12 protein-coding genes are annotated in these 16,189 nt (G+C 45.7%); 8 read left to right on the top strand and 4 right to left on the bottom strand.

Annotated elements, in window-relative coordinates; genetic code table 11:
• Nucleotides 1-275: 275 nt before the first annotated feature.
• Nucleotides 276-1,574 carry an Nramp family divalent metal transporter gene (locus tag H532_RS0102620; RefSeq protein ID WP_051263085.1) on the top strand — a complete coding sequence of 433 codons (1,299 nt, stop codon included), beginning with the start codon at nucleotides 276-278 and terminating at the stop codon, nucleotides 1,572-1,574.
• 275 nt (nucleotides 1,575-1,849) lie between these two features.
• On the opposite strand, the gene H532_RS0102625 is transcribed toward H532_RS0102620, so the two are convergent.
• Nucleotides 1,850-2,794, bottom strand: a complete 945-nt coding sequence (locus tag H532_RS0102625) for a 1,4-dihydroxy-2-naphthoate polyprenyltransferase (protein WP_245566396.1) — start codon at nucleotides 2,792-2,794, stop codon at nucleotides 1,850-1,852.
• Nucleotides 2,795-3,101: 307 nt separating this feature from the next.
• Between H532_RS0102625 and H532_RS0102630 the strand changes: the two genes are divergently transcribed.
• The 5 genes from H532_RS0102630 to H532_RS0102650 all read left to right on the top strand — a co-directional run bounded on the left by H532_RS0102630 (nucleotide 3,102) and on the right by H532_RS0102650 (nucleotide 9,465).
• Nucleotides 3,102-4,490, top strand: coding sequence for an isochorismate synthase (locus H532_RS0102630; RefSeq protein WP_038111385.1), 1,389 nt, complete (start codon nucleotides 3,102-3,104; stop codon nucleotides 4,488-4,490).
• Nucleotides 4,483-6,243 carry a 2-succinyl-5-enolpyruvyl-6-hydroxy-3-cyclohexene-1-carboxylic-acid synthase gene (menD, locus tag H532_RS0102635; RefSeq protein ID WP_027724186.1) on the top strand — a complete coding sequence of 587 codons (1,761 nt, stop codon included), beginning with the start codon at nucleotides 4,483-4,485 and terminating at the stop codon, nucleotides 6,241-6,243. Before H532_RS0102630 ends, menD begins: the two co-directional genes overlap by 8 nt.
• Nucleotides 6,240-7,055 (top strand): 2-succinyl-6-hydroxy-2,4-cyclohexadiene-1-carboxylate synthase, encoded by an 816-nt coding sequence (gene menH, locus H532_RS0102640; RefSeq protein WP_027724187.1) that lies wholly within the window; start codon nucleotides 6,240-6,242, stop codon nucleotides 7,053-7,055. Before menD ends, menH begins: the two co-directional genes overlap by 4 nt.
• 13 nt (nucleotides 7,056-7,068) lie before the next feature.
• Complete coding sequence (gene menB / locus H532_RS0102645; RefSeq protein WP_027724188.1) at nucleotides 7,069-7,887, top strand: 1,4-dihydroxy-2-naphthoyl-CoA synthase; 819 nt, start codon at nucleotides 7,069-7,071, stop codon at nucleotides 7,885-7,887.
• An 87-nt stretch (nucleotides 7,888-7,974) separates the two neighbouring features.
• On the top strand, nucleotides 7,975-9,465 hold the full coding sequence (locus H532_RS0102650; protein ID WP_038111365.1) for an o-succinylbenzoate--CoA ligase: 1,491 nt from the start codon (nucleotides 7,975-7,977) through the stop codon (nucleotides 9,463-9,465).
• On the opposite strand, the gene H532_RS0102655 is transcribed toward H532_RS0102650, so the two are convergent.
• Nucleotides 9,445-9,702 (bottom strand): YdbC family protein, encoded by a 258-nt coding sequence (locus tag H532_RS0102655; protein ID WP_027724190.1) that lies wholly within the window; start codon nucleotides 9,700-9,702, stop codon nucleotides 9,445-9,447. The genes H532_RS0102650 and H532_RS0102655 overlap by 21 nt on opposite strands.
• A 170-nt stretch (nucleotides 9,703-9,872) precedes the next feature.
• Here H532_RS0102655 and H532_RS0102660 point away from each other — a divergent pair, with 170 nt between their 5' ends.
• Nucleotides 9,873-11,063, top strand: a complete 1,191-nt coding sequence (locus H532_RS0102660) for an MFS transporter (protein ID WP_027724191.1) — start codon at nucleotides 9,873-9,875, stop codon at nucleotides 11,061-11,063.
• Nucleotides 11,064-12,116: 1,053 nt separating this feature from the next.
• Here the strand turns inward: H532_RS0102660 and H532_RS0102670 are convergent.
• Nucleotides 12,117-14,327: an MMPL family transporter gene (locus H532_RS0102670; protein WP_051263098.1), complete on the bottom strand. Its 2,211-nt coding sequence runs from the start codon at nucleotides 14,325-14,327 to the stop codon at nucleotides 12,117-12,119.
• Nucleotides 14,328-14,527: 200 nt separating this feature from the next.
• Here H532_RS0102670 and H532_RS0102675 point away from each other — a divergent pair, with 200 nt between their 5' ends.
• The gene (locus H532_RS0102675) at nucleotides 14,528-15,148 is read left to right on the top strand and encodes a TetR/AcrR family transcriptional regulator (protein ID WP_027724194.1); all 621 of its coding nucleotides are present in this window, start codon (nucleotides 14,528-14,530) and stop codon (nucleotides 15,146-15,148) included.
• 11 nt (nucleotides 15,149-15,159) lie between these two features.
• Here H532_RS0102675 and H532_RS0102680 read toward each other — a convergent pair whose 3' ends face one another.
• Nucleotides 15,160-16,065 carry a DMT family transporter gene (locus tag H532_RS0102680; protein WP_051263086.1) on the bottom strand — a complete coding sequence of 302 codons (906 nt, stop codon included), beginning with the start codon at nucleotides 16,063-16,065 and terminating at the stop codon, nucleotides 15,160-15,162.
• Nucleotides 16,066-16,189: the final 124 nt, after the last annotated feature.

The raw sequence follows: 16,189 nt of genomic DNA on the forward strand, positions 1-16,189 counted from the left end.
TAACGAAAAGATAGGGGAAGCGGCTGCTCAGGTTAACCGTCTTTTTTTCATTCATCATAAAGTGATGTCTTTACCTCAAAGCCATGGCGGTGCCAGGTTTCTTTTTATTAAATGTGTATAATTATTGACATTTTTCAAATGAAGGCATATATTGATGCTAAAGAAGATTTTCCTTAAGGAAACATTTTTTTATATGTAAAATAATATGGCATCAGGCAATAAATCGTTCAATAGGGAATATACTAAGCACGGACCGTCTGATTGGAGAGAGAACGATGAATGAAAAAACGGTGTCAAATCCTTTAGTGAATAAAAAAAATAAAGTGGAGGCAGAGGCGGCTTATGCTGCTCTCCGCGGTGAGACAAAGGGGTTAAAACGGATTTTACCATTTTTGGGTCCCGCCTTTATTGCCGCTGTGGCCTACATTGACCCAGGGAACTTTGCAACGAACATCGCGGCAGGATCTAAATACGGCTACCTTTTATTGTGGGTCATCGCCCTTTCAAATATCATGGCGATTCTCATTCAAACTTTATCGGCTAAGTTAGGGATCGCCACTGGACAAAACCTGCCGGAAGTAGCTGGCAATCATTACTCCAAGCCGGTAAACATCATCTTATGGTTACAAAGCGAACTGGTCGTAATGGCAACAGATCTAGCCGAATTTACCGGGGCGGCGCTCGGGTTTTACTTAATCTTTCACGTTCCCATGCTTGTTTCAGCTGTCATCGTCGCCATCCTCTCGTTTTTGATTCTGATGTTGCAGGCGCGCGGTGTTCGCAAACTCGAGGCCGGTATTACTGCTATGGTCATTGTCGTCGTCTTGGCTTTTGCCTTTCAGATTTTTTGGGCGGAACCGAACGGATACGACTTGGTAAAGGGACTGTTGATCCCCCAGTTTCAAGGGGTTGACAGCATTATGCTTGCTGCGGGGATACTTGGAGCAACCGTCATGCCCCACGCCATTTATTTACATTCATCCCTGACGCAAAACCGAGTCGTTGGCATCAATGATTTAGAAAAGGAAAAGATTTTCCGTTTTGAATTCATCGACATCCTGATCGCAATGGTTGTCGCCGGACTCATCAACGGCAGCATGCTTGTAATGGCCAGTGCCCTGTTCCATCAAAACGGGCTCGCTATTGAAGATCTCGATGTGGCTTTTAAGGAACTGGGGTCGTTAGTTGGGCCGGCCTCTGCCATCTTATTCGGCGTTGGACTACTTTCGGCGGGATTATCGAGTTCATCGGTCGGTACGATGTCGGGGGACATCATGATGCGGGGATTTATTAAAAAGCACATCAACCTCTATGTTCGCCGCGTCATCACGATGTTGCCACCGCTTGCCGTCATTTTATCCGGCGTCAACCCGACTTGGGCGCTTGTCATGAGCCAAGTCATTTTATCATTCGGCATCGCTTTCGCTTTAATTCCATTGATCGTCTTTACAAGTGATAGGAAATTGATGGGTGCTTTGGTAAATAAAAAGGTGACAACGATTGTGGCTTGGTGTGTCGCGGTGCTGATCATCGGATTGAATCTTTTCTTGTTGTATCAATTGATTTTTCATTAGAGATCTGAAGAAGGAGTCATTTGAAAACTTTCCACCTCGATCATGTTTAGGGGGGAGAATTTGGGGACGCCCACCCGCAAAGCGGTAGGTTATTGAAAGTTCTCATAATCGGTATAGAGGGTTTATACGGTTCGATGGAATAAAAAAGGTTGACCGATGCATTCCGGTAAGCTTTGTCCTGTGGCGGTTAGAGCGCACGCCTAATGGGCAAAAAATGCTGGGAAGCAAGGGTCAACCTTTTCTCTATTGTAATACTGTCTAAGGGAGTTGTGCCTTTAAACAAAGAGATAATCTAATAAGAGTCCTAGGGATAGTAAGAATCCGAACAACGTATTTAATTGAGCCGTCGCTTTCATGGCAGGCATGAGATGTAAGGATGATGTCCGGCCGCGAAATAGGCTGGCGGCTTGGATCGCTTTCGGTAAGCTAATAAAGACGAGTAACAGCCATAATGAGGCGACATGAAAGATCATCAACCCGATAATCCATAAATAGCTAACGGCAAACATTCCAGATAAGAATAAAATGGCTTTCTTTCGGCCGAGAAGGATCGCTAACGTCCGGCGTCCTTTTTCTTTATCAGTGTCAAGGTCGCGGATGTTATTGGCCATCATGATGCCGCCGACTAATACGGCAATAGGGATTGAAAGGAGCACACTTGTTTCGGTGATCGTCCCCGTTTCAACAAAGAAAGAAATTAAAACAAGAATAAGTCCCATAAAAAGTCCGGATACCAGTTCACCGAAAGGGGTATAAGCAATCGGATAAGGGCCGCCCGTATAAAAATATCCAGCCATCATACAAATCGTGCCGATCAAAGCGAGCCACCAACTGCTCATGGCACAGATATAGACACCGATTAAAGTAGCGATGCCGCAAAAAGCATAGGCTAAATAAAGGACGGTTTCCGGCCGAACGCCGTCGCGGACAATCGTGCCGCCAATGCCTACGGACTCGGCGGTATCCAAGCCTCTTTTATAATCAAAATATTCATTGAACATGTTGGTTGCCGCTTGAATTAAAAGGGATGCGACTAACATGGCAATAAATATCGAAACTTTAATTTCAGATACGGAAAGGGCCATAGCTGTACCTAAAATAACCGGAACAAAAGAGGCTGTTAGGGTATGTGGTCTAAGCAATTTCCACCAGATGCGCCAACCCGTATTTTTTTCCAAACGCTTCTGTTCAGTCATCATTGCCATTCGCCTTTCTTTCATCATCGTTCAGGTTATTCTATATAAGTTTAAGAGAATCCTGAATAAGTGTCAACAAAGGTCGATCCAGCGAAACGAGACTTGATAAAGAGGAAGTCCACCAACGACGGAAAACGAAGGCTGCGAAGTTTAACCCCTTAGCAAGAGCTGTAAGCGATGATGAAAAACCCTGATGAAATGCCATGTCAAACGGGCGCTTAAAATTGACATCGAAAAATCCGTAGGTGTATGCTTACATTGGTTTTCAGTGCGTTTGTTTTATTTAGATAAGTGGTTTCCTCCGGTCATGAGGAGGTTATAGGTGGTCACAATGGAAGAACAATACTTAACACTAGAATTAGAAAAAGCGGTCGAATGGATGGCTGGCTTTGCCGGAAGAGGCCTGGTCAGCTATATTATACCGATTCCGCCCGCTGATCTACTGAACGTCTTTGCAAACGGTTCGAAACTATCCGTTCACCGGCGCGCTTTTTGGTCGGAAGATCGCGGGGTCACGTTCGTTGGTATTGGCGCCGCTTTGGAATATAACGCCCAAGGTGACAGGCGTTTTCAGGAAACTGAAGAATGGTACCAGCAAGTCATCCATCATGCGGTGAAAAATAGAATAATTTATGGGACAGGCCCCTTAATGATCGGCGGGTTTTCGTTTTCCGACAAGGTTCAGTCCGTAGGGGAATGGCAGCATTTCCCCAGCGCTGGTTTCTTTATCCCGCGTTATCTTTTTACTGAAAAAGATGACCAAGCGTGGTTGACCATTAATATGCATCTTCGCTCTGGATTTTCTAAAGATGAAATGCTCAACCGCTTGAAAAATGATTTGCAAATCTTACTTTTTTCGCAGGAAAAACAGGACACGCCTGACTTGAAAATCTTGCAAAAGGTTTCAGATCATAGGGGGGATTGGCTCCAGGCGGCGCGCGAAATCATTGATCGCATTCGCGCGGGACACGTGGATAAGGTTGTTTTATCTCGGACATTAAATATAATATTGAACAAAATCTTGGAGCCCGCCATCCTTCTGGAAAAACTCTACGCCAATCGGACATATGGTTTCGTGTTTGCCATTGAACGCGAAGGTGATTGTTTCTTAGGGGCAACACCCGAGCGGCTGGTTAAGCGGGATGGGGAACATCTTTACGTCGATTGTTTGGCGGGAACTGACCGACGCGGAGAAACGGCTGCTGAAGATGAAGCGATCGGTCAAAGCTTGCTTCAAGACTCAAAAAACCTTGCGGAACACCGATTTGTCGTTGAAAGCATCATAGAGACGATGCAGGCGTTTTGTGAAACGATTTCTGCCCCTGGGTACCCGAGGCTGGTAAAAACAGAGAGCGTCCAGCATTTGTATACACCTGTTAGAGGGCAGATGAAAAAAACGGCATCACTTTTTAAAGTCATTGGCTCCCTCCACCCAACTCCGGCTATGGGTGGGAGCCCTCGTGAGCGTGCCCTTGCCATGATCGGCGAATTAGAACCGCATGAGCGCGGTTGGTATGCTGCTCCTGTGGGGTGGACGGATGGTTTTCAATACGGAGATTTTGCCGTCGGGATACGCTCGGTGCTTCTCAGTGGCCAAAAACTCCGCCTTTTTGCCGGTTGCGGTATTGTCAAAGACTCCAAACCCGATCAAGAATATGAGGAAACGGAAATGAAATTTCGTCCCATACTCCGAGCGTTAGAAGGTGTCTTACATGTTTAATCAAACGGATCTAGGCGGCTATACCGCTTCTTTTGTTGACGGATTGTATCAAGCGGGTGTTCATAAGGTCGTTATTAGTCCGGGTTCGCGGTCAACCCCGTTGGCCATCACCTTTCATGCTCACCCGCAAATAGAAACATGGATCAATGTGGATGAGCGTTCCGCTGCATTTTTTGCGTTAGGGATGGCTAAAGCCTTACATGAGCCGGTCGTGCTTTTATGTTCTTCGGGAACGGCTGCGGCGAACTATTTTCCAGCGATCATTGAAGCGCGTTACAGCCGGGTCCCGCTCATCGTTTTAACAGCTGACCGCCCACATGAATTGCGGGAAGTTGGTGCACCGCAAACGATTGATCAAATCAAATTATATGGCAACCACGTTAAACATTATCAGGATATGCCGATACCGGACGGAAGCCCGGGTTTAAACCACTTTGTCAAAGCGAGTGCGATCCGCGCGTGCGGGGCGGCGATCGACGCGCCAAGCGGCCCAGTCCATTTAAACTTTCCGTTTCGCGAACCGCTCGTCCCGGAAATGAAACCAGAGTTGTTTCATACGGAATCACCTGCTTTCACTCAGTCCCTTACCCTAGGGTCACCGGCGGTCGATGAGGTGGTTTATACAGAATGGGCTCTTCTTTGGAAAAATGTTGAAAGACCGCTGATTTGTGTGGGACCGCAAACAAATTCGAACTTGAGACCATACATTTTGGAGCTTGCGAACCTTTTAAATGCTCCGGTTATTGCCGATCCGCTCTCAGGGCTCCGCATAGGCGGTGATGAGGCATCACCGATCATCAGCGGGTATGATGCGTTTCTAAGGTCTGATCGTTTTACCACATCTGTTCAACCGGATGCTGTCATCCGCTTCGGGGCCATGCCCGTGTCAAAACCTTTTCTGAAATATTTAGAGAAATGTGCCCCGAAACATTACTGGGTGATTGATGAGGCGGCTGTCTTTCGGGAACCGACCCATTTAGCGACACGATTCGTTAAAAGCAATGCGTCTTTGTTCTGTAAAAGTTTGGCGAAGGCGCTTGAAAAGGTGGGATACCGACCGACTCCCGATTGGCTTGGCCTATGGCAACGCATCGACAAGGTGACGGCATCCGAGATTCATCATTTCGTTGAAGATAGTCCTTGGTTTGAAGGCCAAGTGGTTGCCCATCTCTTGAAGCAGTTAGATGATCACGCAGTGCTTTTCGTCGGTAATAGCATGCCAATTCGAGATGTGGACACTTTTCTTCTTAAACGCAAGACACCGCTTGCCCTTTATGCCAATCGCGGGGCCAATGGCATCGACGGCGTTGTCTCTACAGCATTAGGGGTCAGCACGGTTCGAAAGCCAGTGACGCTTTTAATCGGTGATTTGTCCTTTTTCCATGATATGAACGGCTTAATGGTTGCTAAACGCTACGCGTTAGATATCACTATTGTCGTCATTAATAATAACGGTGGAGGTATCTTTTCCTTTCTTTCCCAAGCGGAAGAAAAGAAAGAGACGTTCGAAACGCTATTTGGCACTCCGTTAGACATCGATATCGAAGCCGTCGCACGGCTATATGGGGCCAACTATAGTAAGGCCGTTGATTTGCCATCGTTTACCAAGGCTTTGGACGAAGGAAAAACGGTTAAAGGCTTGAAAATCATTGAGGCTGTAACGGTGCGTAAAGAAAATGCCGCGCTTCACCGTGACTTATGGAGCCGTGTGGTTCGGGCGGTGGATCATGCCATGGAGCGGAATCTCATATGAAAACGATATTAAATGGTGTCCATTATGCCTTTGAAGTTGCCGGAAGCGGACCCTCGCTTCTTTTGCTTCACGGCTTTACGGGTTCGAAAGCGACTTGGAAACCGTTTATACCTTTATGGTCACAAAGATACCAAACCATTGCTGTGGATATCATCGGGCATGGGGAAAGCGATTCCCCTGAACAGATTTCGCTATATTCTATGGAAGCTTTTTCAGACGCCTTAGAACTTTTGCTCCGGGACTTGGGCATCCAAAAGACCAACGTTTTAGGGTATTCCATGGGCGGCCGCATCGCCTTGTATCTGACCGTGAAAAAGCCCGAGCTCATCCGCGCCGTACTTTTAGAAAGCGCCTCTCCCGGACTCGAGACGAAAGCGGAAAGGCTGGATAGAATCCGGCAGGATGAAGCGCTTGCCGACTTCATTAAAGAAAATGGCCTTATCGCTTTTGTGAACAGATGGGAATCGCTGCCTTTATTTGCGAGCCAAAAGACGCTTCCGGAACATGTGAAGCATGCCATTCGGAAAGAACGGCTCTCCCAAAATCCTATCGGTCTAGCCGCCAGTTTAAGAGGCATGGGGACGGGCCGACAACCTTCACTGTGGGAGGCACTTCCATATATCAAACAACACGTCATGCTTGTAACAGGACGCAAGGATGTGAAATTCGTCAAGATCGCTGAACGCATGAAAAAAAGTCTTCCAAATAGTGTACATGTGATCGTGGAAGGTTCTGGTCATGCCGTTCACGTGGAATCTCCCCAAACATTTGGTAAAATAGTATTTGATCGATTCTATCAATTCATGAACTGAAAGGATGGCAGAAATGACGGTTGAATGGAAAACGGCTCATACATATGATGAGATTCTTTATGAGACAACAGACGGAATTGCGAAAATCACGATTAACCGCCCGCATGTGCATAATGCTTTTACCCCTAAAACCGTAATGGAAATGTATGATGCTTTCTCCCGCGCCAGGGATGATGCCAGTATCGGTGTCATTATTTTAACGGGTGCAGGCACCAAGGCGTTTTGCTCAGGTGGAGACCAAAAAGTGCGCGGCCATGGTGGCTATGTTGGTGAGGACAATATCCCACGGTTAAATGTTTTGGATTTACAGCGTTTAATCCGGATGATTCCGAAACCAGTCATTGCGATGGTAGCGGGTTATGCGATTGGCGGGGGGCATGTCCTCCACATTCTATGTGATTTAACGATTGCGGCTGACAATGCGATCTTTGGACAAACCGGACCAAAAGTCGGCAGCTTCGATGCAGGTTACGGTGCGGGTTACCTTGCCCGAATTGTCGGTCATAAAAAGGCGCGTGAGATCTGGTATCTCTGCCGTCAATACAATGCACAGGAAGCCTTGGAGATGGGGCTTGTCAATACCGTTGTGCCGCTTGAACAATTGGAAGAAGAAACGATCAAATGGTGCCGCGAAATTCTTGAAAAAAGCCCGACAGCCATTCGCTTCCTAAAAGCCTCCTTTAACGCTGATACGGATGGACTGGCTGGCCTGCAACAACTCGGCGGCGATGCCACACTCCTTTACTATACAACGGATGAAGCTAAAGAAGGACGGGATGCCTTTAAGGAGAAACGCAAGCCCGACTTCGGCAAGTTTCCAAGATTCCCGTGATAGAATGTTTATAAGAGGTTGACTCGTGGAGGACTCCGCATGAGTTGACCTCTTTTTCCAATTTAGTCGGAAGGAGTTTATACAACGATGACTGTAACAACGATGCCGAATTGGTTAAAGCAGAGGGCGGCGCTGTCACCACAGCGGATCGCCGTAGAAACAGCGGATGCCGCATGGACGTTTGCCGAACTTGACCAAATGGCGAGGTCACTGGCCGCTAAATTCTTTAGGTTAGGGATCAAGGAAGGAAAACGAGTAGCCATTTTGCAAACCAATTCCGTTACAATGATTGGCACCTATCACGCCTTATCTTATTTAGGTGCAACCGCCGTACCGTTAAATATCCGACTCAGTGTTCCGGAATTACTGTGGCAAATTCGTGATTGTGAGGCGTTATGCCTTCTCTATGATGAAGGATGTCGGACTCAGGCGGAAGCGCTTGAAAAGGAAGGCATTAAGGCGTATCATATCCAGTCTCTGGATGAATCAGATCTCGCTGAAAGCATCAACTTTAAAGATGAGTTGGCTTTAGACGAACCCCATACAATCATTTATACATCTGGAACAACCGGCCGACCAAAGGGGGTTATTTTGACATATGGAAACCATTGGTGGAGTGCGGTCGGCTCAGCCTTAAATCTCGGCCTTAACATGAATGATAAATGGCTGCTTTGTTTACCGATGTTCCATGTGAGCGGGCTATCCATCTTGATGAAAAACGTTATTTATGGTATGCCCATATACCTTCAGTCCAAATTTAATGCCTCAGAAGTCAATCAGGTGATCCGCGAGCGCGGGGTAACGATGATGTCAGCCGTCAGTGCGATGGTCACAAAACTTTTGGATGATTTAAAGGAAAAGGCATATCCTGAACATTTTCGCTGTCTACTTCTTGGTGGCGGTCCTGCCCCATTACCGATGTTAGAAGAATGCCGAGATAAAGGGATCCCAGTCTTTCAAACCTATGGGCTTAGTGAAACGGCATCACAAATCGTGACGCTTTCACCAGAATATATGTTTGAAAAATTAGGGTCAGCAGGAAAACCGTTATTTCCGGCACAAATTCGAATCATTGACGAAGAAGGTTCGGAGCTTAACGCGATGGAAGAAGGAGAAATTATCGTTAAAGGACCGAATGTCACGCCGGGTTATTGGCATCGACCAAGCGAAACCAATTCAGTGTTGGCGAACGGATGGTTAAAAACCGGCGATATCGGTTACCTTGATCATGATGGCTTCCTTTATGTGCTTGACCGGCGTAAAGATATGTTCATATCCGGCGGAGAAAACGTTTATCCTGCCGAAGTGGAAGCAGCGCTTCTCGCCCATCCCGACATTGCTGAGGCCGGTGTGATTGGTGTTCATGACGATGAGTGGGGAAAGGTGCCAGCAGCTTTTATTCGGGTACGACCTTCTTCAGATATCACCGAATCCGATGTGCAGATGTTTTTACGCGATCATTTGGCTGGCTATAAAATTCCTAAATATGTGTTCTTTGTTGATGAATTGCCGAGAAATGCATCGGGCAAATTATTGCGGCGTTTACTTATTGAGCGCTTACCTGGGAATTTGAGATAACTGGGATGGATCCTGGTTTGCGAAGATGTGATCGAGGATGTTTTTCAAGGAGAGCAGTTCTTCTTTCGTCAGGGTAATGCCGCGGCCCATCCGTTCTTTTTGCGGTGACCAATTGCGGATGTCATATTTTGGCTCCCGGTCGTTCCAACTGACAATCGTCAGTTCCTTTTGCCAACCGCTTTCAGATTTGGAGAGAGCTCCGTAAGATTTTAGGATTTCAAATTTAAAATCTGGCATTGAGATCACTCCTTTTTCAATAGGTTTTTTAAAATTATAGAACATCCGTTCGCATTTTTATTATATACAATCGCCAGTACGATGACAAGCCATTTAAGCAAATTTCTCAAAAAAATTTTTTCTGCATGTTAGAATAAAACCCAATGACAACATGACAGAAGGCGACGGGAATGAATTGGAAGCGAAGTGCGAGGATTTTATGGGTTTGTAACTTCATGATTTCCGCTGGAATGACAATGGTCATACCGTTTTTGGCGCTTTTTTTGTTGCAAATGGGCATTAAAGAACACCATGCGTTGAGCATGTGGACCGGGGCCATTTTTTCTGCGACCTTCCTTTCGGCGGCCGTGATGGCACCGATTTGGGGGGTTTTTGCCGATAAATACGGCCAGCGGGCTAACCTTATCCGCGCGGGGATTGGCATGGGGCTCATAACATTTTCCATGGCCTTTGCCCATACGCCGTTCATGCTCTTAATTCTGAGATTTGTCGTCGGCTTTTTTTCCGGGTTTATCACGGTCTCATTTTCATATTTATCGCGGATCACACCTAAACAAAACATTGGGGAGGCCCTCGGGACACTGCAAACCGGAAACATCGCCGGCGGTATTATCGGCCCTTTAATTGGCGGATTTTTATCCGACCTATTCGGTTTTCGCATGGTGTTTTCCATAACGGGGATTTGTATCTTATTGACTCTCATTCCGGTCATATTTCTCTTAGAGAAGGATCCCGTCGTCAAACAAACGAAAGAAAATCATGGATCATATAAACAAGTCTTGACGAACCCCGTTCTGATCTCATTATTTGCGGCAACATTTCTCGTCCAGGTCTCGATTCAAGGGACGAATTCCATGATGACGATTTTTGTAAAAACCCTGGTGGGCAATGTGGGCAATTTAGCCTTCCTATCTGGCCTTGCCTCATCCTTAACGGGGATTGCAACCATCATTGGTGCGCCTTATATCGGGAAGTTGGGAGATAAACTTGGGCAAGCAAAAATATTACCAGTTGTGATGTTATTGAGCGGATTGTTGGCCTTACCGCAAATATGGACGAAGAACATTTATGAGCTGTATTTGTGGCGGTTCTTGCAAGGGTTGTTTATCGGCGGTATGTGGCCGGCCATCCAGTCGTTGATTCATAAACGAAGCCCGAAAATGGTTCAGGGACGAGCCTTCGGTGTGACCGCTAGCAGCCGTTTTCTTGGAAATTTATCGGGACCGATAGTCGGGGGATATATTTCGGGAGCTTTGGCTACGAATTATGTTTTTCTTTTTTCAGGAGTGGTATTGATTATAGGAAGTTTCTTTGTCCGGTGGCGAGTGAAGCCTGAAGAGCGATCCACCTCAACAACTTAGAAACAACGGTTTTCGGACTTGAGACCTATGGCCATTCCGACTTTTAATCTAGTAAAAAACCATCCCAGCGCCGCTGTCTGTTTCTTAGCCGATCGTTTATGATTGTGCATGTAAGAGGATGCTTGAGAGAAGTCTGGACTACTTCATTAAGGCTTTCGCCGTCACATTATTTGGAGCGCTTCATTATCATAAAGTAAAGGAAGTCGTCAAAGACTACCTGACCTCCCTAAATATTGCATGGCCCGGTGACGAGCACCGGGCTTTTTTGTCGTTTAGGATGGCAATTAGTGCGGTTCCAAAAGTTATTTTAGGCTTAGAATTTTTTTGAAATGGCTTTTAGCTTGAATTTATTGGAAAAATGATCCTGATCTGATGGATGCTTTGCCAATATCTGTATTCAAAAAGCCATTTGGGAGCAGGAAGCCAACCAAAATGGTCTATAGCGCGGCTCTAAAAGCCGTTTTGGGCTGAGAAATTTTTTGAAATGGTCTTTAGCTTGAATTTACTGGAAAAACGAGCCTGATTTGAGGTCTGTTTTGCCAATATCTGTATTCAAAAAGCCATTTGGGAGCAGGAAGCCAACCAAAATGGTCTATAGCGCGGCTCTAAAAGCCGTTTTGGGCTGAGAAATTTTTTGAAATGGTCTTTAGCTTGAATTTACTGTAAAAACGAGCCTGATTTGAGAACTGTTTTGCCAATATCTGTATCCAAAAAACCATTTTGGAGTAGGATGCGAACCAAAATGGCATATAGCATGGCTCTAAAAGCCGTTTTGGGCTGAAAAATTTTTTAGAATGGCATTTAGCTTGAATTTACTGGAAAAACGATACCGAATTGAAGACTGTTTTTCCAATATTTGTATCCAAAAAGCCATTTTGGAGTAGGAAGCGAACCAAAATAGCCTTTAGCCCGGTTCCAAAAGCCCTTTTGGATTAGGAAACGATCCAAAATGGCCTTTCAATTAGCACGCTCAACAGTATATCACTAAAAAAAAGACCGGGCATATGCCCGGCATTTCTTATATCAAAAGGAATTAACCCCGCTTTTGACGTGTCATTGGTCCGTTTCGAAACTGCCCTTGGACTCGGCAATCGTCGCGTCCGTTTTCCACCATTTCCCCGGCCAAAACGCCCACCGGCCGAGAATGGCCGTAATGGAAGGAACGAGAAGCGGGCGAACGATGAACGTATCCAGTAAAACGCCGATGGCTGTCACGATGCCGAATTGAAGCAAGACCTCCATAGGCATGGTAGCTAAAACCGCAAAAGTCGCGGCAAGAATTAATCCGCATGACGTTATCACGCTACTCGTTTCCGTGACCCCTTTACGAATAGACTCCTTAATCGAGTGGGTTTTTCTATGTTTCCAAATGCTCGACATCATAAAAATGTTGTAATCTTCTCCGAGTGCAACAAGGAACACGAAAGCATATAGCGGAATGAGCCCTTGAAGTGCATTGGCCCCCATTAGATGATGGAGAATGACCCAGCCCAAGCCGAGAGCGGCAAAGTATGATAAAAGAACGCTCAGAATCAAGTAAACCATCGCGATAATCGATCGCAGATAAAGCAATAAAAGCAAGGCGATGATGGCGATGACTGTAGGCATGATAACGGTTTGATCCCGTTGGGTAATTTGCTCTGTGTCATATAATTCGGATGTTTCACCGCCAATCCAATAATGATCTTTTGTTGTGATGCCGGCATCTTTCAACGCCAAGCGCACTTGATCTTTGATTTCCGGAATGGCGTTGACCATTTCTGTACTATATGGGTTTTGGTTTAAGACAACATCATAACGCACGAGGTTTTTATGATGCGTCCCGGATTGAGCCTCTGAAACACTTTCGATAAAAGGCAAATCTTTTAAGCGCTCGCTCACAGATAGCGTTTTTCCTTCCGTATCCACAATGACTTGCACGGGTGCCAAATCACCAGATGCAAAGTGTTTTTCAATCATGCTATAACCGACGCGCGAAGGCATATCTTTCGGAAATGAATCCAATAATCCGTAAGTATATTTAATGTTTGGGGTCATCAATGCGAGGATGCCGAGAATGACCACCGATCCCACTAAAATCTGCCAGGGTCGGTTTGTGACCCATTCGCCGAGGTGCTGGCTGAAGGCACCATGAGCTTTTCGTTGTTTAATGGGCCGCTTTTTGGCTTCCGATAGCTTTTGCGTCATTTCCTTCGTCCTTGGTATAAAAGGCCAAAAGGCGCTACGCCCAAGTAAGGATAACACAGCCGGTAAAAAGGTTAACGCTGTCAGCCCCATAATCAAAACGGCCAAGCTGAACGGCACGGCAAAATGGATATAGGATCCATAGCGGGCTAAAAGTAAAGTCAAAAGACCGAGGACGACGGTTAAAGCGCTCATGGCCACGGCACCGCCGGAATGCTTCAGCGCCTTTTGCAACGCCGTTATTTTATTTTCTTCATAAAGCAAATTCTCGCGGTATTTGGATACCAAAAATAAACAATAATCCGTCCCCGCCCCAAAAAGGAGCACGGTCATGATGGAAACCGCTTGGGCGTCCACCGTAATCCAACCGTTTTTAGCCATGGCTCCGAGAATTGGGCCTGCCAATCCATAGGCAAAAACCACGGCAATGAGCGGGACAATCGCTAGAATAGGGGAACGGTAAAGCACAATCAGTAAGATTAATACGAGAAGAACGGTCGAGAACAATAATGTCAGGTCGGCTTTGCTAAAAAGGGAAACCGCATCGACTGAAATGCCCACGGGTCCGGTTAATCGGACATGAAGGCCTGGGGTGGATACATCTCCTTCCACCGTTTCCTTGTTGGTGAGTTGCTTAATTTTATCTTTGACCGCTTGGACATCTGCTTTAAGAACGTCTTGGTCTGCCCCGTTATGGATAAAAATCGGCGTGATGATCGCTTCCCCGTCTTTAGATGTACCTTTGGCCAAAGCTTGAATAGGGAGCTTCGAAAATGGCGGAAGATCTCCCATTTCCTTAAGGGGGTGTTTTGTTAATTCTACATAGAGCTGTTTAATCGTGTTATAATCATCCTTTTCCAAACCCCCAGAACGCTCCCAAACAATTAATAAAGGCATGCCATTTTCGTTAGGAAATTCTTCTTTGATGATTTTTTGGGCCTTGACGCTCATGACTTGATCATCTAACAGCTGGGAAGAATTATCCTCAACAGAATTAACGTTAGGTAGCGTCATGGATAAAACCGCGGTGAGGACGACCCAGATGATGAGCGTTACCCATCGGCCGCGAATACTCGTCATTTGATCTATCAAACGGTTCAATGTTTCCACCTCCTGAATGTCATAATAATTATATATACTGGTTAGTATATTATTCAAGAAAAAATGTTTTTCGTTCTCTTAACTTGCCACGCCTTAGCTGGTAAGGAGCCGGAAGGTATTACAAAACTTAAAACACAAGTTATAATACAAAAAGAAGATTGTTTAAGGGGCTTTGAAAGATGAAAAAAACTGCCAAACGTCCGCCGGGACGCCCGCCATTGTCAGAAACGGATACACCGAAAGATCAAATGATACTAGACACCGCGACACGCTTGTTTATTGATCTTGGTTACAAAAACGTGTCCGTGGATGAGATCGCCGAAGCCTGCGGGGTGACAAAGGCGACGGTTTATTATTATTTTGAATCGAAGTCGAATTTGTTTACTGAAGCCATGGTTCGAATGATGAAGCATATTCTAGAAAAAATGATTGCCATTTTGGCGCAAAAAAAACCGCTAAAAGAGCGGCTCTATGAAGTCATCTTGGCCCATTTAAAGGCGACCCAAACCATTGATATAGAAAGTTTTTTACGTGAGAGCGAAACAGCCTTGACGCCGGAAGAAAGGCAAAGAATGAAGAGGGCTGAGGACGAGCTTTATGAGGTCATTGGGAAAACGATTGCAGAGGAAATGCCCAGTCGGTTGACCGCCGGCATTCACCCGATGTTTGCTTCCCAAGCGTTGGTTTCGCTCCTTAAAGTGGGACATTATACTCGTCAAGACGGCAAGCGCCTTTTCCAATCACCGGAAGAGGCGGCACAGACCATTGTCGATTTTTATTGGAACGGCATGTGCCGTTGACAAATTAACGATCAAGCCGCCCCCCTGATCTTGCCGGATCGATTTTTCTTTTCTGAAAACAGATAAATAGTGATACCAATAAAGATCGTCAAGCTCCCGATGACTTGCAGGAAATGGAGTTTTTCACCAAATATAAAATATGCAAGAATTGAAGAGCCAATCGGTTCGCCAAGAATGGTCATGGATAAGGTGTTGACGCCCACCCATTTGACCGACCAATTGTAGATGGAATGCCCTAATAGATTCGGAAAAATCGCTAAGAGAACGAACATGAGCCAGTCATTTGCCTCATAAGTAAAAAAAGACTGCCCGTTCAGTAAAACATAAAGAAACAAGGTTAGCGTTGAGATCCCGTAGACCACAAAGGTATAAGCAAAAACGGGGACATCTTTTCGCACAACTTGACCAGCCATGAGATACACCGTGATCAAAAAGCAGGCAAGAAGCGCAAGCAGATCCCCAAACAACGCTTTTGTGCTAATGCCTAGGTCTCCCCAGCCAATCAGAACGCTCCCGCCAATCGCACATAAGGCACCGATGAACGCCCCGACATGTGGCCGTATTTTAAAGAGCAGCATCGACCCGATAAAGGCAAATAGTGGTTGCAACGTCACTAGAACGACGGAGCTGGCTACCGACGTATAGTCAAGAGAGCGAAACCAGAGGATAAAGTGAAACGCTAAAAAGATGCCGGCAACTAAACAGCTCCAGACGTGCTTCTTTTTAATCATTTTAAATTCATGCTGATGTTTATAGATTAAAGGGCACATCAGGACGACCGAAAAAAAGAGCCGATAAAAGGCCGTCACACCGGCAGGAGCATCGGAAAGCCTTACCCAAATGGCCGATGTTGAAATAGAGAATGTAGCAAAAAGAACAGCAATGTAAGGGTTGATGAACGCATTTGATTTCTGCAATGGACTTCCCCTATTCCGATAAAAACTTTCTATCTATTATACTTCAAAAATTTTATATTGTGGTAATGGTACCAAATCATTTTATTGTTTACGGCCGTTAACTGGTTTTATAATGGAGGTAAGT

This window comes from Tuberibacillus calidus DSM 17572 (assembly GCF_000430685.1).
GTDB lineage: Bacteria > Bacillota > Bacilli > Bacillales > Sporolactobacillaceae > Tuberibacillus > Tuberibacillus calidus.

What these genes read in the sequence shown, in the direction of transcription:
- H532_RS0102670 (WP_051263098.1), bottom strand. Translation starts at nt 14,327, where the DNA reads ATGACGAGTATTCGCGGCCGATGGGTAACGCTCATCATCTGGGTCGTC.
- H532_RS0102625 (WP_245566396.1), bottom strand. Translation starts at nt 2,794, where the DNA reads ATGAAAGAAAGGCGAATGGCAATGATGACTGAACAGAAGCGTTTGGAA.
- H532_RS0102650 (WP_038111365.1), top strand. Translation starts at nt 7,975, where the DNA reads ATGACTGTAACAACGATGCCGAATTGGTTAAAGCAGAGGGCGGCGCTG.
- H532_RS0102620 (WP_051263085.1), top strand. Translation starts at nt 276, where the DNA reads ATGAATGAAAAAACGGTGTCAAATCCTTTAGTGAATAAAAAAAATAAA.
- menH (WP_027724187.1), top strand. Translation starts at nt 6,240, where the DNA reads ATGAAAACGATATTAAATGGTGTCCATTATGCCTTTGAAGTTGCCGGA.
- menB (WP_027724188.1), top strand. Translation starts at nt 7,069, where the DNA reads ATGACGGTTGAATGGAAAACGGCTCATACATATGATGAGATTCTTTAT.
- H532_RS0102675 (WP_027724194.1), top strand. Translation starts at nt 14,528, where the DNA reads ATGAAAAAAACTGCCAAACGTCCGCCGGGACGCCCGCCATTGTCAGAA.
- menD (WP_027724186.1), top strand. Translation starts at nt 4,483, where the DNA reads ATGTTTAATCAAACGGATCTAGGCGGCTATACCGCTTCTTTTGTTGAC.
- H532_RS0102655 (WP_027724190.1), bottom strand. Translation starts at nt 9,702, where the DNA reads ATGCCAGATTTTAAATTTGAAATCCTAAAATCTTACGGAGCTCTCTCC.
- H532_RS0102660 (WP_027724191.1), top strand. Translation starts at nt 9,873, where the DNA reads ATGAATTGGAAGCGAAGTGCGAGGATTTTATGGGTTTGTAACTTCATG.
- H532_RS0102630 (WP_038111385.1), top strand. Translation starts at nt 3,102, where the DNA reads ATGGAAGAACAATACTTAACACTAGAATTAGAAAAAGCGGTCGAATGG.